At 60.8% G+C, this 18,694-nt stretch carries 17 protein-coding genes and 2 riboswitches; of the genes, 8 read left to right on the top strand and 9 right to left on the bottom strand.

The annotated features are described in order from the left end of the window. Positions 1 to 153: 153 nt before the first annotated feature. Complete coding sequence (locus RYA97_RS10215; protein ID WP_002553253.1) at positions 154 to 621, bottom strand: Lrp/AsnC family transcriptional regulator; 468 nt, start codon at positions 619 to 621, stop codon at positions 154 to 156. A 184-nt stretch (positions 622 to 805) separates the two neighbouring features. On the opposite strand from RYA97_RS10215, the gene RYA97_RS10220 reads away from it, so the two are divergent. Continuing rightward, on the top strand, positions 806 to 4,291 hold the full coding sequence (locus RYA97_RS10220; RefSeq protein WP_117139381.1) for an indolepyruvate ferredoxin oxidoreductase family protein: 3,486 nt from the start codon (positions 806 to 808) through the stop codon (positions 4,289 to 4,291). A gap of 71 nt (positions 4,292 to 4,362) precedes the next feature. Here the strand turns inward: RYA97_RS10220 and cobM are convergent, their stop codons facing one another. The 4 genes from cobM to RYA97_RS10240 are packed head-to-tail and all read right to left on the bottom strand — an operon-like array spanning position 4,363 to position 6,475. Continuing rightward, positions 4,363 to 5,112: a precorrin-4 C(11)-methyltransferase gene (gene cobM, locus RYA97_RS10225; protein WP_117139380.1), complete on the bottom strand. Its 750-nt coding sequence runs from the start codon at positions 5,110 to 5,112 to the stop codon at positions 4,363 to 4,365. Positions 5,113 to 5,144: 32 nt separating this feature from the next. Beyond that, positions 5,145 to 5,594, bottom strand: coding sequence for a cobalamin biosynthesis protein (locus RYA97_RS10230; RefSeq protein ID WP_117139379.1), 450 nt, complete (start codon positions 5,592 to 5,594; stop codon positions 5,145 to 5,147). Next, positions 5,572 to 6,279 (bottom strand): CbtA family protein, encoded by a 708-nt coding sequence (locus RYA97_RS10235; RefSeq protein WP_117139378.1) that lies wholly within the window; start codon positions 6,277 to 6,279, stop codon positions 5,572 to 5,574. The genes RYA97_RS10230 and RYA97_RS10235 overlap by 23 nt, the downstream gene beginning before the upstream one ends. Before the next feature lie 10 nt (positions 6,280 to 6,289). Continuing rightward, entirely contained in the window at positions 6,290 to 6,475 is a 186-nt protein-coding gene (locus tag RYA97_RS10240) for a CbtB domain-containing protein (protein WP_002553258.1), read from the bottom strand. Positions 6,476 to 6,569: 94 nt separating this feature from the next. Beyond that, positions 6,570 to 6,784: riboswitch (cobalamin riboswitch) on the bottom strand. A gap of 58 nt (positions 6,785 to 6,842) precedes the next feature. After that, a riboswitch (cobalamin riboswitch) is annotated at positions 6,843 to 7,066 on the top strand. 114 nt (positions 7,067 to 7,180) lie between these two features. Between RYA97_RS10240 and cobW the strand changes: the two genes are divergently transcribed. From cobW to RYA97_RS10260, 4 genes are all read left to right on the top strand, one after another. After that, positions 7,181 to 8,245 (top strand): cobalamin biosynthesis protein CobW, encoded by a 1,065-nt coding sequence (cobW, locus tag RYA97_RS10245; RefSeq protein ID WP_057423593.1) that lies wholly within the window; start codon positions 7,181 to 7,183, stop codon positions 8,243 to 8,245. A gap of 4 nt (positions 8,246 to 8,249) precedes the next feature. Continuing rightward, on the top strand, positions 8,250 to 12,014 hold the full coding sequence (cobN, locus tag RYA97_RS10250) for a cobaltochelatase subunit CobN (RefSeq protein WP_117139377.1): 3,765 nt from the start codon (positions 8,250 to 8,252) through the stop codon (positions 12,012 to 12,014). After that, entirely contained in the window at positions 12,014 to 13,042 is a 1,029-nt protein-coding gene (locus tag RYA97_RS10255; protein ID WP_117139376.1) for an ATP-binding protein, read from the top strand. Before cobN ends, RYA97_RS10255 begins: the two co-directional genes overlap by 1 nt. 77 nt (positions 13,043 to 13,119) lie before the next feature. Beyond that, positions 13,120 to 13,707, top strand: a complete 588-nt coding sequence (locus RYA97_RS10260; RefSeq protein WP_005745170.1) for a vWA domain-containing protein — start codon at positions 13,120 to 13,122, stop codon at positions 13,705 to 13,707. A gap of 95 nt (positions 13,708 to 13,802) precedes the next feature. On the opposite strand, the gene RYA97_RS10265 is transcribed toward RYA97_RS10260, so the two are convergent. Continuing rightward, the gene (locus tag RYA97_RS10265; RefSeq protein ID WP_003315350.1) at positions 13,803 to 14,069 is read right to left on the bottom strand and encodes a hypothetical protein; all 267 of its coding nucleotides are present in this window, start codon (positions 14,067 to 14,069) and stop codon (positions 13,803 to 13,805) included. A gap of 327 nt (positions 14,070 to 14,396) precedes the next feature. Here RYA97_RS10265 and RYA97_RS10270 point away from each other — a divergent pair, with 327 nt between their 5' ends. Then, positions 14,397 to 15,722, top strand: coding sequence for a sigma-54 dependent transcriptional regulator (locus tag RYA97_RS10270; protein ID WP_117139375.1), 1,326 nt, complete (start codon positions 14,397 to 14,399; stop codon positions 15,720 to 15,722). Here the strand turns inward: RYA97_RS10270 and RYA97_RS10275 are convergent. Both RYA97_RS10275 and pnuC read right to left on the bottom strand, forming a co-directional pair. Next, positions 15,710 to 16,243 carry an AAA family ATPase gene (locus tag RYA97_RS10275; RefSeq protein WP_117139374.1) on the bottom strand — a complete coding sequence of 178 codons (534 nt, stop codon included), beginning with the start codon at positions 16,241 to 16,243 and terminating at the stop codon, positions 15,710 to 15,712. The genes RYA97_RS10270 and RYA97_RS10275 overlap by 13 nt on opposite strands. Beyond that, entirely contained in the window at positions 16,240 to 16,803 is a 564-nt protein-coding gene (gene pnuC / locus RYA97_RS10280) for a nicotinamide riboside transporter PnuC (protein ID WP_005731787.1), read from the bottom strand. Before pnuC ends, RYA97_RS10275 begins: the two co-directional genes overlap by 4 nt. 251 nt (positions 16,804 to 17,054) lie before the next feature. On the opposite strand from pnuC, the gene RYA97_RS10285 reads away from it, so the two are divergent. Further along, positions 17,055 to 17,885 (top strand): undecaprenyl-diphosphate phosphatase, encoded by an 831-nt coding sequence (locus RYA97_RS10285; RefSeq protein ID WP_054078925.1) that lies wholly within the window; start codon positions 17,055 to 17,057, stop codon positions 17,883 to 17,885. Then, positions 17,882 to 18,316 (top strand): DUF1294 domain-containing protein, encoded by a 435-nt coding sequence (locus tag RYA97_RS10290; protein WP_002553267.1) that lies wholly within the window; start codon positions 17,882 to 17,884, stop codon positions 18,314 to 18,316. Before RYA97_RS10285 ends, RYA97_RS10290 begins: the two co-directional genes overlap by 4 nt. Here the strand turns inward: RYA97_RS10290 and RYA97_RS10295 are convergent. Then, positions 18,311 to 18,667 carry an MmcQ/YjbR family DNA-binding protein gene (locus RYA97_RS10295; RefSeq protein WP_002553268.1) on the bottom strand — a complete coding sequence of 119 codons (357 nt, stop codon included), beginning with the start codon at positions 18,665 to 18,667 and terminating at the stop codon, positions 18,311 to 18,313. The genes RYA97_RS10290 and RYA97_RS10295 overlap by 6 nt on opposite strands. Between the last annotated feature and the right edge of the window lie 27 nt (positions 18,668 to 18,694).

An 18,694-nucleotide genomic window follows, 5' to 3' on the forward strand; every position in this document is an offset into this window, starting at 1 on the left:
ACTTCCAGGTTATCCAGCGGATCTCGCGACCCGCTGATGCAATAATAATCATTATCATTTGCAAGTCAAATGTTTTTATTGCCCTCATCGATACAGATAATCCGCCAGCACCTGCTCGGCGGATTTTTCTTTTTCTTTCCCACCCGACACCCTCTAGTCCAGCGGCAACTCCGTGGTGCGTTTCACCGTGCTCATGGCAATGTTCGAATGGGCCTCATGTACGTGCGGCAACTGCAGCAAATGATCGCGCAGGAAGCGCTCATAGCTGGCGATGTCCTGGGCAACCACCTTGAGCATGAAATCCATCCCCCCGGCCATGGTGTAGCACTCCAGCACCTCCGGGTGGCCGATGATTGCCTCTTCGAATTCGGCCAGATAGCGCCGACCATGGCCCGACAGCTTGACCTCGACAAACACGGTCATGCTCAGGCCGAGCTTCTGAGTGCTGAGCAGGGCGACAGTGCGTTCTATCACTCCGTCTTCCTGAAGCCGGTGGATGCGCCGCCAGCAGGGCGATTGCGATAACTCGACCCGTTCGGCGATTTCTGCCGCAGACAGGCTGGCGTCATGTTGCAGTAGACGAAGAATCTTGCGATCGATGGGGCTCAATTTAGGCTGCATGAATTGACCTTGTTTTTTGTTCTGGTCGAAAAAAGCATGCTCAATATCAGCAGATTTGCACGCATTTAGAAAGAAAAAGCCTCTTTGCTGCTGGCAGTCTAGTTGCAAGGCTGCCGGGTTGGACCGTCCCTGCGCAAAAGCCTGACACCTATAAGAACAAGACAAGAACAAGAGAGGTATCCGCATGTCTCTGGCTGATATTCGTCTGGATGATAAATACCGGCTTGCCACCGGTAATCTGTACCTGACCGGCACACAGGCCCTGACTCGCCTGCCGATGCTGCAAAAACAACGCGATGAAGCGCAGGGCCTGAATACCGCCGGTTTTATTTCCGGCTACCGAGGCTCGCCGTTGGGCAATCTGGACAAAAGCCTTTGGGACGCCAAGGACTACCTGCAACAAAACGCCATCCATTTTCAGCCGGGCATCAACGAAGAACTGGCGGCTACGGCCGTCTGGGGCAGTCAGCAGGTCAACCTGTTCCCCCACGGCAAATACGATGGCGTGTTTGCCCTCTGGTACGGCAAAGGCCCGGGCGTGGACCGTTGCGGGGATGTCTTCAAGCACGGCAACTCGGCAGGCGTTGCAGCCAATGGCGGTGTGCTGATTCTTGCGGGCGATGACCACGGCTGCAAATCATCGACCATTGCCCATCAGAGCGAACATGCGTTTATCGCTTCGATGATCCCGGTACTCAACCCCAGCAATGTTCAGGAAATTCTCGACTACGGCATCATCGGCTGGGAATTGTCGCGTTACAGCGGTTGCTGGGTCGCGATGAAGACCATTGCCGAGAACGTGGATTCTTCAGCCGTGGTCGAGGTTGACCCGTTGCGGGTCAAAACGCGCATTCCGGAAGATTTCGCACTGCCGGAAGGCGGTTTGCACATCCGCTGGCCGGATCCGCCGCTGGCCCAGGAAGCGCGGCTCAACACCTACAAGATCTACGCGGCCAGAGCCTTCGCGCGTGCCAATCAGCTCAACAAGGTGGTTATCGATTCTGCGCAGCCCAGGCTGGGCATCATTACTACCGGCAAGTCCTATCTGGATGTGCGTCAGGCGCTTGAAGAGCTGGGTATCGATCAGGAGCTTTGCGACAGGGTCGGGATTCGCGTGCTCAAGGTCGGCATGAGCTGGCCGCTGGAACCGGTCTCGGTGCACGACTTTGCCGAAGGGCTGGACGAAATTCTGGTGGTCGAGGAAAAACGCAGTGTCATCGAAGATCAACTGACCGGGCAGCTTTACAACTGGCCCGTGGACCGCCGCCCGGTGGTGGTCGGTGAGTTCGATGAACAGGGCCGCTCACTGCTGCCGAACCTCAGCGAGTTGACCCCGGCGATGATCGCCAGAGTCATCGCCAAGCGTCTTGCGCCGTTCTACAGCAGCCCGCAGATCGAAGCACGTCTACAGTTTCTCAGCGACAAGGAACAGGCACTTCAGGCTCCGCTGTTCAACACCCAACGCACTCCGCATTTCTGTTCCGGCTGCCCGCACAACACGTCGACACGTGTGCCTGAAGGCAGTCGCGCCCTGGCCGGGATCGGTTGCCATTACATGACCATCTGGATGGATCGGGAAACTGATACCTTCACCCAGATGGGCGGCGAGGGCGTGACCTGGATCGGTCAGGCACCGTTCACCGAAACACCTCACGTCTTCCAGAATCTGGGCGACGGTACTTACTTTCATTCCGGGCATCTGGCGCTGCGTGCAGCCGTGGCCTCCAAGGTCAATATCACCTACAAGATTCTTTACAACGATGCCGTTGCCATGACCGGTGGCCAGCCAATCGACGGCGTGCTGCGCGTCGATCAACTGAGCCGCCAGGTGTTCAACGAGGGCGTGCAGCGTATTGCGCTGGTCTCCGACGAGCCGGACAAGTACCCGAGTCGACAGGATTTCGCGCCGATTACTACCTTTCATCATCGGCGTGATCTGGACAGCGTGCAGCGCGAGCTGCGTGAGTTCAAAGGCGTGTCGGTGATCATCTACGATCAGACCTGCGCGACTGAAAAGCGCCGCCGTCGCAAACGCGGCACCATGCCGGATCTGGAAAAGCGTGCGTTGATCAATCCGGCTGTATGTGAAGGCTGCGGCGACTGTGGGGTTAAATCCGGTTGCCTGTCTGTGCTGCCCAAGGAAACGGCTCAGGGCCGCAAGCGCGAAATCGATCAGAGCGCCTGCAACAAGGATTTCAGCTGCGTCGAAGGTTTCTGCCCAAGCTTCGTCACCGTGCATGGCGGCAAGCTGCGCAAGCCAGCATTGCCCAAGCAAGTCGAGGCGTTCGCTCGCTTGCCCGAACCTGTACTGCCGTCGCTGGAGCGACCGTTCAATATTCTGTTGCCGGGGGTTGGCGGAACAGGCGTAACCACCGTCGGTGCGATGCTGGGTTATGCCGCGAATCTGGAAGGCAAGGGTTGCAGCGTGCTCGATCAGGCCGGGTTGGCACAGAAATTCGGCCCGGTGGTCAGCCACATCCGTATTGCAGCGCGTCAGCAGGATTTGTTCGCGGTGCGTATCGCGGCCGGGGAGGCGCATCTGTTGCTGGGGTGTGACCTGCTGGTAGCGGCAGGGCCGGATGCGATTGCCAAGCTCGACAGCAAGATTTCCCACGCGGTGGTCAACAGCCAGCAAACGCCGACTGCCGAGTTTACGCGCAACCCGGATGCCGTGTTTCCGGCCGAGGCCATGAAGCAGACCATCATCGAGGCGGTCGGCGCTGCGAAGACCCACTTTGTCGAAGCCACATCGCTGGCCACCCGGCTGATGGGTGACAGCATCGCCAGTAACCTGTTCATGCTCGGTTACGCGTTTCAGCTGGGCCTGATTCCGCTGACCTCGGCGGCCATCGAAAAGGCGATCGAACTCAACGGGGTGGCGGTCAATCTCAATCAGCAGGCGTTTCTCTGGGGCCGTCGTACCGCGCATGATCCTGCGGCGGTCGAAGCCTTCGTCAATCCGCAGCAGAAGGTCAGCGAGCCGCAGCAGCCAATGGACCTTGATCAGCGTATTCAGAGCAATGTCGAAACCTTGAAGGCGTATCAGAACGGTGCCTATGCCAAGCGGTATGTGGAGCTGCTGCAACGTGTGCGCGATACCGAATCACGGGTGTTCCCCGGTCAGCAGCCGATGCTCTCTGAGGCGGTTGCGTTCAACTACTTCAAATTGCTGGCCTATAAGGATGAGTACGAAGTAGCGCGGCTGTACAGCAACGGCGATTTCACCCGCCAGCTGGAAGCGCAGTTTGAAGGCGATTATCGACTGGAATTCCACTTGGCACCGTCATGGCTGGCAAAACGCGATCCGCACAACGGCCTGCCGCGCAAACGCAGTTTCGGCCCCTGGATGCTGCGCGCCTTCAACCTGCTGGCGAAATTAAAATTCCTCCGTGGCACAGCGCTCGATCCGTTCGGCCATAGCCTTGAGCGCAAACAGGAGAGGGAGCTGATTGACGGTTACGTGCGTGACATCGAACTGATTCTTCAGCACCTGCAAGCACAGAATCGCCATACCGCCTTGAACCTGGCACGTCTGCCGGAGCGAATTCGTGGTTATGGCTATATCAAGGAGAGCGCCATGAAAGCGGCGGCATTGCAGGCCGATATTCTGCGCAAGAGCCTGGAAAGTGGCGAAGTGGTTGCACCGAAGTTGTACGAGGCGGCTGCCTGACGGGGAGATGCTTCGCAGCGACCGGGGCAGATCAGCTGTGTTCTGCCCCCGGAGTACCGCCTTCGCCAATATCAGTTCGGTCTGAACAGGTGTGCATGCCCGGCGCGGTACAGCGAGGACTCGCTGAACGTGTCGTCGGCAAGCACACGTCCGACCAGAATCAATGCAGTGCGACGAAAGCCTTTGGCCTGCACTTTGTCGTGAATGTCCGCCAGTGTGCCAACTGCCCAGTCCTGATCCGGCCAACTGGCGCGGTGCACCACGGCAATCGGGCAATCGGCTCCGTAATGTGGAACGAGCTCGTCGACAATCCGCTGCAGGTTGTTCACCCCCAGATGAATTGCCATGGTTGCCCGGTGACTGGCCAGACTGGCCAGCTCCTCGCCGCTGGGCATTGAGGTCTTGTCGGCATAGCGAGTCAGAATCACGCTTTGCGAAACATCCGGCAGGGTCAGCTCGACGCCCAGCAGCGCAGCGCAGGCAGCGGTCGCGGTGACGCCGGGAATGATTTCGAATGGAATACCCAGTTCCCGCAGATGGCGGATCTGCTCGCCGATGGCGCCATACAGGCTCGGGTCGCCGGAATGCACGCGAGCAACGTCCTGGCCCTGCGCATGCGCGGCCTTTATCAGTTCAATGATCTGCTCCAGATGCAGCTCGGCGCTGTTGGTCACCTGCACGGCCTGATGCCCCTCCAGCACGGCGAGCGGCACTAGTGAGCCTGCATAGATAATGACTGGGCATGTGCGAATCAGGCGTTGCCCCTTGACGGTGATCAGCTCGGGATCGCCAGGGCCGGCACCGATGAAATAGACAGTCAATGAATTCTCCGGAGTGGATGAGCGCGGGGAGATTATCCGCTGTGTGCAGGGCTGATTGCCAAGGCAAATGTGGCGTTGGCGCTTTTCTGCCGTTCGATCAGCAGGGTGGCGGTGCCGTCTCCCAGTTGCGCGGCCAGCGCCAGTGCCGAACCTTCGGCGACCCCGTGACAGCCCGTGGTCTGGAAGACCTGCGCAGAACGATGGGTGAGGTGCAGCTCCCACGCAACCAATTGCGTTGCGTTGAAGAACACCAGCGGCACTGCCAGTTGCGCGGCCAGTTCAAGCAGGCCCGGTTCCTGGTCTTTCAGATCGATACATGCCAGCGCAGTGACGCTGGCGATCTCCAGGCCAATCACGCGAAGGCTGTTCTCGATCAGCTCGCGCAACGTCGCTGCAGAGCAACCGCGCCGACAACCCAGCCCGGCCACCAGTGACGAGCCGGGCTGAACGGTCGGTGAATCAGGCCTGGTGCAGGTCTGCATCGTTTCTGCGGAACAGCCAGGCACTGATCAGCCCCATCGCGATCCAGAACAGCGCGTTGGTTAGCAGCGAGGCAAGCATGAATTGCGATTCCAGAGCCTCCGGTGCCAGGCTCTGATGGACCAGCGGCTGTGGTGCGCCGATCACGTGAGGAACGACCAGAATCGCTACGCCCAGCACTTTGAGCAGCCAGTTCTGACCAAATACCAGCAAGGCCAGCCCGGCGGCAGTCGATGCGGCCGTGCCTATCCACCAGGCCTGACGCTGACTCAGCTCGGCGGCAGCTGTGCCGGGCAATTCAGGTGGCAGGCCAAGCGTGGGTGCCAGCACAAAAACCGCGAAACCGGCCAGCCCCCACCATGCGCCTTGCACCGTTCGGCCCGGCGCACGCAGGGTGTAAAGCCCGGCAAGCATCAGGGCGAAGCCTACTGCGACCACCAGGTTGCCGCCCGTGGTGGACAGCACGCGCTGCCAGCCGTTTTCAGGTTCCCAGGCAGCTTCTTCATGCGCATGACTGTGTTCGGCAGTCGCGCCGTCAGCATGCTCATGGACCTGTTCGGCAGATGCGTTTTCGTAAGTTTCGGCCTGCTGGATCAGTGGCACCACCCAGAAGCTTTGCAGCACGGTCAGCAGCAGGGCCGCAAGCAGGCCCGTGAACCCGGCAGTTTGTGCGATTCGCTTGAACATTGTGGAGTCCTTAATGGCAAGGAAAGGCAGCGCTGTGACGGGTATCGTGTGCGGCGTTGTGTACGGCCGCGATGTGCGAGAAACCGGCGAAGTACACCAGACATGCACCCAGCAGCGCAGCGCTGATGGCGGCTGTCAGGCGTTGAGTGCGTGTGGAGCTGGTAGTGGCGGCGTGGCTGCTGCTGATGGTCGACATGGCGATCCCTCTTGGTAATTGGCAAGCGGGCCACGCGCAAAGGAACCTGCCGGCAGACGCCGAAGGTTTCAACTGCGCCCGCCCACCGCGGGTTTGTCATTCAACGATGTCGGGCCGGTCTCCGGGCTCGCGAGGGGCTCAAACGTCGCGCGTTCAAGGCCTGCAAGGTCACCTTCCCATGCCGTGGCACAGTGGATAAGACCTTCTCTCGCTTACCGTTGCGGGGGCAGCACCGGACTTGCTCGACAGCGTGAGCGCACCGGTTTCCCGTTTCACCCCGTGAGGGGCACCCGAAACAAGGCGTACAGGAGAGCATGGGCGGCGGGGAATCGTCAATCTGAACGATTGACCTGTCTGCGGTCACTGCGTAGCCTTGCCGGTTCGAGGTTCTCCATGCGTAAAGCGTTACACATGGAGCTAAGACGGGAATGCGGTACACGCCGCAGCTGCCCCCGCAACTGTAAACGGTGAGGTTCATTGCACAGCCACTGCTACGGCGGGAAGGCGCGATGAATGCGTGTCGGCACGGTCTTGATTGCCTGCCACATGCCGCCGTGAGCCAGGAGACCTGCCTCGAACCGGGCTGACCAAAAAGCCTGCGAATTCTCACTACAACCGGGCGGGGTGATCCGGTGGCGATCCGATCCGTGTGCCAGGCACGCGGTTCTCGTCCTGTTTGCCCGCCGCATTGCCAAAGGGCACCTGATGAAAACACTGGCCAAGCTTCCCGTCACCATCGTCACCGGCTTCCTCGGCTCGGGCAAAACCACCCTGCTGCGGCACATGCTCGATAACGCCGAAGGGCGGCGCATCGCGGTCATCGTCAATGAATTCGGTGAACTGGGCATCGACGGAGAAATCCTTAAGCAGTGCACCATCGGTTGCACCGAAGAAGAGGCCAACGGCCGGGTATATGAGCTGGCCAACGGCTGCCTGTGCTGCACGGTGCAGGAAGAGTTCTTCCCGGTCATGCGCGAGCTGGTCGCTCGCCGTGGCGATCTGGACCACATCCTGATCGAAACCTCGGGGCTGGCATTGCCCAAGCCGCTGGTTCAGGCTTTTCAGTGGCCGGAAATTCGCAACGCCTGCACGGTCGATGCGGTGATCACTGTCGTCGACAGCCCTGCGGTACTGGCCGGTACGTTTGCTGCGTTCCCCGATCAGGTCGATGCGCAGCGTAAACTCGACCCGAATCTGGACCATGAGTCGCCTCTGCACGAGCTGTTCGCTGATCAACTGGCCAGCGCCGATCTGGTCATCCTCAACAAGGCCGACATGATCGACGCCGAAGGTCTGGCAGCGGTGCGTGCCGAAGTTGCCGAAGAACTGCCGCCAGCCGTCAAGGTGATTGAAGCCAGCAGCGGTCGTCTGCCGATCAGCGTACTGCTGGGTGTTGGCGCCGAGTCCGAGCTGCACATCGATGGTCGCAAGACCCACCATGATCATCACGATGAGGACGATCATGATGACCACGATCACGATGCTTTCGATTCGATTTCCCTGAAATTGCCTCAGGCCGATGAAAAGTTGTTGCTCGACGCACTGAATCAACTGGTCGTGCAGCACGGCATTCTGCGGGTGAAGGGCTTCGCGGCCATTCCCGGCAAGCCGATGCGCCTGCTGATCCAGGGTGTGGGTACGCGTTTCGACAAGCACTTCGACCGCGCCTGGCGCGCCGACGAAGAGCGTGCCACGCATCTGGTGCTGATTGGTCAGGAGCTGGACGCCGTGGCCCTGCAAGCGCAGCTCAACGCTGCGGTTGTCGGCTGATCCCATGCATTTACTGAGAACCCAGCCCGGCGGTTTCGTACCCGACGACAGCATTGCCGATCTGGGCCAGACCCCGGCCGAGCTGGTGATTCTCTGTAGCGGAGACTCCAGCCTGGCGCTGCTGGCCGAAGCTGCCCGGCAGCTCCCTGACGACTACCCGAGCCTGCGTCTGGCCAACCCGATGCAGGTACAGAATCACGCCTCTGTCGACTTGTATGTCGATGAGGTGCTGCGCCACGCAAAGGTCATTCTGATTTCCCTGCACGGTGGCATTGGTTACTGGCGTTACGGCGTCGAGCGGCTGATGGAGCTGGCGGCACGCGGGGTTCAGGTCATTCTGGTGCCCGGTGATGACCGCCCTGATCCTGAACTGAGCGACCTGAGCACAGTGCCTGCCGCAGAACGCGACCGGCTATGGCAGTTTCTGCGTCAGGGCGGCTTGCAGAATGCGCTGGAAATGTATCGTTGCATGGCCAGCCGCTGGCTGGACCGGGACTATTCCTGGACCGAGCCCCAACCGTTGCCACGCACAGCCATTTACCACCCTCGACTGGCGAGTGCGCAGCTCACCGATTGGCAAGCCGACTGGGTTGCAGGGCAGCCCGTCGCGGCGCTGCTGTTTTATCGCTCGCACTTGCAGGCCGCCAATACCGGTTTTATCGACGAGTTCTGCGCTCGCTTGCAGGCACACGGCATTAACCCGTTGCCCATTGCCGTTGCCAGTCTCAAGGAACCCGGCTGTTTCACTCAGGTGGAGAACTGGCTGGACGAGGCTGAAACCGAGCTGATCCTCAACACCACAGGCTTTGCCCAGTCGAGCCCGGAAGCGCCGCATCTGCGCCCGTTTCGGCGCAACGTGCCGGTCATTCAGGCGATCTGCGCGCAGGACAACGAACCTGCCTGGCAGGCCAGTGAACAGGGCCTTGGTGCGCGCGATCTGGCGATGCACATTGCCTTGCCGGAGCTGGACGGGCGGATCATCAGTCGACCGATCAGTTTCAAGGACCTGGCCTGGCGCAGCGAGCGCAGCCAGTCGGACGTGGTGTGTTACCGCGCCCAGCCGGACAGGATGGATTTTGTCGCGCAACTGGCGCGGCGCTGGATCGAACTGGCGCGGCTGCCCAACGGCGACAAGCGTGTGGCGTTGATCCTGGCCAACTATCCGACCCGCGACGGGCGCATCGGCAATGGTGTGGGGCTCGACACGCCTGCTGCGGCGCTGAACATCCTGCGCGCCATGCAGGCCGAGGGTTATCCGCTGGCACAGTTGCCGGACAGCGGCACCGAGCTTATCCAGCAATTGCTGGGTGGCGTGACCAATGATCTGGACAGCATTGACCTGCGGCCCTGCCAGCAAAGCATGGCACTGGAGGAATACCTGGCGGCGTTCAACGAGCTGCCGCAGGAAAACCGTGATGCCGTGAATGCCCGCTGGGGCGCGCCGGACAGCGATCCGATGTTTCGCAGTGGCAGAATGATGATTGCCGGGCTGCGCTTTGGCCTGACCTTCGTTGGCATTCAGCCTGCGCGTGGCTACCAGGTCGACCCCAGCGCGGTGTACCACGACCCGGATCTGGTTCCGCCCCACGGTTATCTGGCGTTTTACTTCTGGCTGCGCAAGGCGTACGGCGCTCATGCCGTGGTGCATGTCGGCAAACACGGCAACCTTGAGTGGCTGCCGGGCAAGGGCGTCGGCCTGTCCCGAACCTGCTGGCCGGACGCCGTACTGGGCGCCATGCCGAACATCTATCCATTCATCGTCAATGATCCGGGCGAGGGCGCACAGGCCAAGCGGCGCACCCAGGCGGTGATCATCGATCACTTGATGCCGCCCCTGACCCGTGCGGAAACCTATGGCCCGCTGCGCAATCTGGAACTGCTCGCCGACGAGTTCTATGAGGCGCAACTGCTGGATCCGCGCCGCGCGCGCGAGCTGCAACGGGATATTCTTGAACTGGTCCGTGAAACCCATATAGATCGCGAGCTGGCTCTGGGCGAAAACCTCGACAGCGACGCCGATGCGGCGCTGTGGCTGCCGCGTCTGGACACTTACCTGTGTGACCTGAAAGAGTCGCAGATTCGCGATGGCCTGCACATCTTCGGTCAGTCGCCGCGAGGCCGCCTGCGCACCGACACCTTGCTGGCCCTGCTGCGCATCCCGCGCGGCGACGGGCGCGGCGCGCAGTCGAGTCTGTTACGGGCGCTGAGCAAAGCGTTCGGTCTGGATTTTGACCCGCTGGATTGCGAACTGGCCGAGCCCTGGACCGGCGCGCGTCCCGCTGCGTTGCTGGTGGTCAGCAGTGACCCGTGGCGCACTGCCGGTGATGCGCGTGAGCGGCTTGAGCTTTACGCCGCTGCCCTCATCGAACGCGTGACCCAAGGCGAAGCGCTGCATGACCTGCCGGTCGACGATGATCTGGCACTGATTCTCGACAGCCTGCGTGAAGTGGTCGCGCCGCGTCTGGACGCCTGCGGCACCGGCGAAATGCAGGGCATGCTGGATGCTCTGAGCGGCCGCTTCGTTCCTGCAGGCCCCAGCGGCGCGCCGAGTCGGGGGCGTCTGGACGTTCTGCCCACGGGGCGCAACTTCTTTACCGTAGATGTCCGCAATCTGCCGACCACCACGGCGTGGCGTATCGGTTTCCAGTCCGCCAGCCTGTTGCTGGAAAGGCATCTTCAGGACCATGGCGACCACCTGCGTCAGTTGGGGCTGTCGGTCTGGGGCACGGCGACCATGCGCACCGGTGGTGACGATATCGCTCAGGCGATGGCGTTGATGGGCGTACGCCCGGTCTGGGCGACGGGCAGCCAGCGGGTCGATGATTTCGAGATTCTGCCGGTCAGCCTGCTGGACCGTCCGCGAGTGGACGTGACATTGCGGGTGTCCGGCTTTTTCCGTGATGCCTTCGCCAACCTTATCAAGCTGTTCGACGCTGCGGTGCAGGCAGTTGCCGCGCTGGACGAGCCGGACGACCTGAACCCGCTGGCGGCCAGGGTGCGAGAAGAACGACAAGGTTTTATCGCAGAAGGGTTGAGCGAAGACGAAGCGGCACGTCAGGCGGGCTGGCGGATCTTCGGCGCCAAGCCCGGTGCCTATGGCGCTGGCGTGCAGGGCGCGATCGACGGCCGTCTGTGGCAGAGCCGTGAGGACCTTGCCGAGGTTTACCTGAACTGGGGCGGCTACGCCTATGGCGCGGCCGATGAAGGTACGCCTGCGCGGCAGCGCTTTGCCCAGCGTCTGTCTCAGGTGCAGGCCGTGCTGCAGAATCAGGACAATCGCGAACACGACCTGCTCGATTCAAACGATTATTACCAGTTCCAAGGCGGCATGCTCGCGGCTTCGGAAACCCTCAGCGGGCAGAAGACCGCCAGTTACCATGGCGATCACAGCCAGCCGGACCTGCCGAAAATCCGCACCCTGAAGGAAGAGCTGAACCGGGTGATACGCTCGCGCGCAGCGAATCCGAAATGGATCGACGGGGCCAGACGTCATGGCTACAAAGGCGCGTTCGAGATGGCCGCCACGGTGGATTTCCTGTTCGCCTTCGATGCGACGACCGAGCTGATCGATGATCACCAGTACGCGCTGCTGGCCGACGCCTATCTGCTTGACCCGGCCACGCGTGATTTCCTCGCCGAGCACAATCCCGATGCCTTGCGCGACATGACCGAGCGCATGCTCGAAGCCCAGCAGCGCGGCCTCTGGCAGGAGCCGGGCGAGTATCAGCAGGCGCTGGAAGACCTGCTCCTGGACATAGAAGAGAACTGATGACCTTGCCTGACCCGAACATCACCGAAACTCCACATTTTCCGCTGGCCGCTGTGGTCGGTGCCGATGACCTGAAGCTGGCGTTGTGCCTGACCGCCATTGACCCGCGCATCGGCGGCGTATTGATCGAAGGGCCTCGGGGCATGGCCAAGTCGACGCTGGCGCGGGGGTTGGCCGATGTGCTGGCCAGTGGTCAGTTCGTCACCTTGCCGCTGGGTGCTACTGAGGAGCGTCTGGTCGGCACGCTGGATCTGGACGCCGCGCTGGCCGAGGGTCGTGCACAATTTTCCCCGGGTGTACTCGCCAAGGCCGACGGCGGTGTGCTGTATGTCGATGAGGTCAATCTGCTCGCCGACCATCTGGTCGACCTGTTGCTGGACGTTGCTGCCAGCGGCGTCAATATGGTCGAGCGGGATGGTATTTCCCATCGCCATGCAGCGCGCTTCGTACTGATCGGCACCATGAACCCGGAAGAAGGCGAATTGCGCCCGCAGTTGTTGGATCGCTTTGGCTTGAACGTCGCATTGAGTGGCCAGACCCAGCCTGCCGAGCGCAGTCAGATCATCCGTCGCCGTCTGGATTTCGACAGCGATCCGGTAATGTTTTGCCAGCAATGGCAAGCGCAGCAGGACGCCTTGAGGCTTCGTTGTGAGCAGGCGCGTCAGCTGCTGGCAGGTATCGAGCTGGATGACCACTCGTTGGCAATGATCACCGAGCGATGCTTTGCTGCAGGTGTCGACGGTATGCGCGCCGATCTGGTCTGGCTGCGCGCCGCGCGCGCCCATGCTGCATGGCGTGGTGCCGGTCGAATTGAAGAACAGGACATCGAAGCGGTCGCCGAGTTTGCCTTGCGTCATCGACGGCGCGAGCCAGCCCCGCCACCACAAAACCCGGAAGCGCCGCCGCCCGGATCGTCCAGCAGGCAGGCCGACCCTGAAAGCGGGCAGGGCAACTGGGGCGAGCTGCCCGCCCAGGCCGTCACTACCGGCGCACGCCGCGAAGTGCCGAGCTGGCCAAAAAAGCCTTAGGCATCCGCCCTCGTATCGCGCAGGGGGCGGATGCCGTTCCCCGTCCTGGTCGACTGGCCACTGGCAGACAAGGGGCCATGCGTGCCGGTGCTGATGGCCCGGTGCAATGGTTGCCCACACTGTTGCGCGGTCGGCCGAAAAGCCGCAAGGACCTGATTCGCCAGCCGCGCAGCAGCCGTCCCAGTGAGTTATTGCTGGTGATTGTCGATGCTTCAGCTTCTACACGGCGCCATCAGGCGTTGAGCCAGGCCAAGGGGCTGTTGTCGCAATTGTTCGACGATGCGTATCGACGCCGCGCGCGTCTTGCCTTGCTGACCGCCAGCGGTGACACGCCACGCTGGCAACATCAGGGCCTGAAAGCGTCCTCGGCATTGAGTCCATGGCTGGATGCACTGGGTGCGGGCGGCGGCACGCCACTGTCTGCAGCGCTTCAGCAGGCCGGTGAATGGCTGGCAAAGCGGCAAAAACGCTATCCGGCCGAGCAGCAGCGGGTTCTGGTGCTGACCGATGGCAGGATCAAGCAGTTACCCGTTCTGCCTGCATTCAATTGCGCGAGTGTGTTGATCGATATCGAGAAAGGCCCGATCCGCTTGGGCAGGGCGCGGGAACTGGCGTCCAGCCTGGGGGCTGATTATCAGCACATTGATGAGCTGAAACCGGTTTGAGCTATCAGGTCTGGCAGTTCTGGAACTGCGTGCCAATGCGCTGAAGCATTGGCACGACAGTCAGTTGCAGTGCACGGGCAACGCTCAAACCTGCGTCAGGCTGGCATGGTCCAAGGCTCAAGGTCGTAGCCTTCGTTGCTGATTTCTGCACGCGCCTGTTCCAGAGCGCTGGCCAGTTGCCGCTTGTCTGAATAGGTGCTGCTCGGGATCTGCTTGCGACCGATACGGTTGCTGGTGCGGTCGATCACCGTCAGGCTCAGTTCGCCGTTACCATCCTGTGGTGCCCAGGCAACACACTGGAAGGGTTCAAAAGCGTGTCCAGCGATCAAAAGTGCATCGTTGAAGCGCAGTGGGGCGTTCATGGTTTTTTCCTCAAGTGCCCATATCAATTCAGTCACGGCGGCGGGCTGACCGTCCGGCTGGTTACTTGTGTTGATGAACGACAAGGGGGCATGAGTCACACCCTTCAACGAAAAATATGCGAATTTTTTTCAAGGGTCGCCCGCGTGACCTTGCAAATAAACATCCTTCAGCAGCGACGGCGTTAGTGACAGAGGGTTATGAGCGTTAGACCCAAACGGTACAACGCTGCGTCAAAAAGTTGCTAGGGTGATAGTTGGGCTCGCCAACATGCTGTTTATGAAAAGCTTTTAAAAATCCAACTCCACGTCGGGCGCCAAGGAAACTTCATGCATGGATCGGCCCCAACGCGACGTCTGCTAATCATCGACGGCGGTGACGACTGTCATCCTCTGATTCCTGCTTTGAGTGATGCCGGATGGACGGTGCAGGAAAGCACCTCAGGTTCTACCTTCAGTCCCGATCATGACGTGGGCCTGATTCGACTGACGTCCGGTCATTTCGAACAATTGCCCAGGCTTCAAGAGCTTGTCGCCCATAGCAACATGCGCTGGGTTGCAGTGCTGTCAGCCAACGATCTGCAACGCGAAAAAATAGGCGATTTCGTTTGCCAGTGGTTTTTCGATTTTCACGCCCTTCCTTTCGATGCAACGCGGTTGCATGGCACGCTGGACAAAGCGTTCGCGGCTGGCCGCCCCGAAGCGCAAGGCGGGCTGGCGCTTTCCGAGGCCGAGCCCGAGCTGCTGGGCGACAGTCGGCCCATTCGTGAGCTGCGCAAGTTGTTGAGCCGGCTGGCACCTATCGATTCACCGGTATTGATTCGGGGCGAGCGAGGTACGGGCAAAGAGCTGATAGCACGCAGCCTGCATGTGCAGTCTCAGCGACGCGGTAAACCGTTTGTTGTCGTGGATTGCGGTGCATTCACCGGGCATTCGATCCAGTCCGAGCTGTTCGGTCATGAGGATGATGCGTTTGATGGTGCTCAAGCGCACAGGATCGGGCTGCTTGAAGCTGCTGACGGCGGCACGCTGCTGCTTGACGAGGTCGGTGATCTGCCGCTGGAAACCCAGACGTCGCTGTTGCGCTTTCTGGAAGACCGGCAAATCGAGCGTCTGGGCGGCGGTGAGTCGATTGCAGTGGATGTGCGGGTGCTGGCCGCGACCCGTGAGGATCTTGAAACGGCTGTGCGGAAAAAGCGCTTTCGTGAAGACCTGTATTACCAGCTCAATGTGCTGCAGGTCGGGGTGGCGCCGTTGCGTGAGCGTCATGGCGATCTGGCGTTGCTGGCCAATCATTTCGCCCATTTTTACAGTCAGGACAGCGGCAGGCGAGCACGCAGTTTCAGCCAGGATGCGCTGGTGGCGCTGGGCAAGCACGACTGGCCGGGTAATGTGCGGGAGCTGGCCGGTCGGGTACGGCGCGGGCTGCTGCTGGCCGAAGGCCGACAGATAGAAGCGGCAAACCTGGGCTTGCTGGGCGAAGAGGACAGTGCTGGCAGCATGGGCACGCTGGAGGAATATAAATCGCGTGCCGAACGTCAGGCATTGTGCGACGTATTGACCCGCCACAGTGACAATCTGAGTGTGGCGGCCAGAGTTCTGGGCATATCGCGACCGACCTTCTATCGGCTGTTACACAAGCATCAGATTCGCTGAACTCCCAGCAACTGGGAGACAGCCGTCATCGCCTGCTCGCGGCGCTGCGGCCAGTCACCGCCCAGCACCTTATAGGCCTGCCGATGGTGGTCCAGCCATTCCCGGCTGCTGTCGAAGAAGGCCTGGCGTTCGCGCAACTGCGGCTGGCAGCGTTGCCCGTCGCTGATCCAGTCCACGCCCTCGGGCGACAGCAGCAGGTGCAGGTCGTAGGAGCGGTTCAGCAGTTGCTGTTCGATCCACGCCGGGCAGTCGCCGAACAGGGTGCGGCTCCAGAGCACATTGCTCAGCAAGTGTGTGTCGAGTATCAGCAAGTGCGGCTCGCTGGCGCGGGCAGTATCCTCCCAGTCCAGCTGGCCCCGAGCAATGGCCGGAATATCGGCGTAGTGGGTATCGCGCCCCTGTTGATCAATGAAATGACGTACATATTCGCCGACCAGCAAGCCGCCGAACCGATTCTGTATTTCGGCCGACAGCCAGCTCTTGCCGCTGGACTCAGGCCCGGTCAGGACCAGGACTTTCATCGCGCCAGCGCCAGATCGTTACGCCACTCGCGCCAGCCCTGCACGGCCAGCAGGGTGAACAGCGCATAGAGTGCAGCGGTCAGGTACAGCTCTTTGTAGATGAACAGGCCGACAAAAATCACATCCAGCACAATCCATAGCGGCCAGCACTGAACGCGTTTGTGTGCCATCCACACTTGTGCCACCAGGCTGAAGCCCGTGAGTGCTGCGTCAAGCCAGGGCTGTGCGGCGTCGGTGAAATGCGCCATGCCAGCGCCCAGCGCGAGGCTGATGACTGCGCCGACAGCCAGCCCTTTAAGCACTGAATGGCTCGGCAGCACAGTGACAGCCTTGACCGGCAGGCCGTCGCCATGGCGAGTCCACTGCAGCCAGCCATAGATCTGCAAGCCTGCATAGATGACCTGCAGCAGCATGTCCGAATACAGCTTCACGTCGAAGAATATCCAGATGTAGATCACCACCATCACCAGCCCGATTGGCCAGCACCAGGGATTCTGCTTCACTGTCAGCCAGACCGCGATAACGCCAATGGCGGCAGCGAAGAGTTCAAGCCCGGACATGGCGGCTCCTTGGTTAGGGTTGTGAGGGTCGGGGGCGGCGATTGTATGCGCTTCTGCGCGCGGCGTGGAGCTTGTGTTGCGTCAGGCTGCACGTCGGCAGGCTTTGTGCGCGGAGGTCTGCTAGCATTCCGCGCCTTGCATTTGCGCGACTTTCTTCAAGCTTCGTTCAGGCAGGCGACGGCATAGTGGCAAGCATTTTTTATACGACAACATTAAACAGCGAGCCTGCGGCATCGCTTCATGGGGGAATGATGGATCTTTGGACCGCTGCTCAGGCGTTGATATTGGGTGTTGTAGAAGGGTTGACGGAGTTCTTGCCGATCTCCAGTACAGGGCATCAGATCATCGTCGCCGACCTGATCGATTTTGGCGGCGAGCGCGCCATGGCCTTCAATATCATCATCCAGCTGGGTGCGATTCTGGCGGTGGTCTGGGAGTTTCGGCGCAAGATTCTCGACGTTGTCGTGGGGTTGCCGAAACAGCAACAGGCGCAGCGTTTCACCCTAAACCTGCTGATCGCCTTCATGCCGGCAGTGGTGCTGGGCGTGATTTTCGCCGATACCATCCACCATTACCTGTTCAATGCCATTACCGTGGCAACGGCGCTGGTCGTGGGTGGTGTGATCATGCTCTGGGCCGAGCGCCGCGAGCACACTGTGCGCACCGAAACCGTCGATGACATGACCTGGAGCGATGCGCTGAAAGTCGGGCTGGTGCAGTGCCTGGCGATGATCCCCGGCACATCGCGCTCGGGCTCGACCATCATTGGCGGCCTGCTGTTCGGCTTGTCACGCAAGGCAGCGACCGAATTTTCGTTCTTTCTGGCCATGCCGACCATGGTCGGTGCAGCCGTGTATTCGGGCTACAAATACCGGGACATGTTTCGCCCGGACGACTTCGCAGTGTTTGCCATCGGTTTCATTACCTCGTTCATCTTCGCGATGATCGCAGTTCGCGCGCTGCTCAAGTTCATCGCAACTCATAGCTATGCAGTGTTCGCCTGGTATCGCATCGCCTTCGGCCTGCTGATTCTGGCGACCTGGCAGTTTGGCTGGATCGACTGGGCATCGGCCAAGGCATGACGCGGGCTCGCGAGCCGCAGCGGCCAGCCGGTCGGGGCAGGGCACCGGTCCGGCAATTGCGCCTGAAGGTCTCGGCGTTCCTGCTGCTGTGTGTGCTACCGGTCTACGGCTCGGCGTCGCTGGGGTTCAGGCAGGTCACGTTGATTCCGGCGCTGGCTTTGATAGTCATGAGCCTGCTGGCGTTTGTGCTCTATAGGCATGACAAGCGACAGGCCGGAAACGGCGGTCAGCGTACGCCGGAGAACGTCCTGCATGCCACCGAGCTGCTCGGTGGCTGGCCCGGAGCATTGCTGGCGCAACAGGTGTTTCGGCACAAGACCCGCAAGGTATCTTTCCAGATCGTGTTCTGGCTGATCGTGCTGGCGCATCAGGTGCTGTGGCTTGACTGGCTGTTTCTGGGCAAGCGGCTTTTACAGCTGTTGCCTTTATAGTTTCAAGCCGATCTGCTGTCGTTTCGGTAGCCTGCCGACTACAAGCTGGTGGGAGCGGGTCAGCAGATCACGCACTTCATCGTCGCTCAGTGTGTGCAGGTCTGCCACGCTGATCCAGTGCGCGCGGGCCAGGTAAGGCGCAGGCCGTATGCCGGGTCGATCCACGTAACCCAGAAACAGTTCCGGATGGACCTTGAATGAAAGGTCCTGGCCGACCAGGTCCATGACCGCGAACATCTTTTTTTCGGCAACGGAAAATACGCGCACACCGCCCCATTTGTAATCCTCTCGGGCGCCTGGCAAGTCCAGGCAGAACCGGGCGATGTCTTCTTTGTGACGGGTCTTGTTCATGGAATGCTCCTTCAATGGGGCGTCGAG

The organism is Pseudomonas syringae group sp. 26L6, from assembly GCF_032587815.1.
Lineage (GTDB): Bacteria > Pseudomonadota > Gammaproteobacteria > Pseudomonadales > Pseudomonadaceae > Aquipseudomonas > Aquipseudomonas amygdali.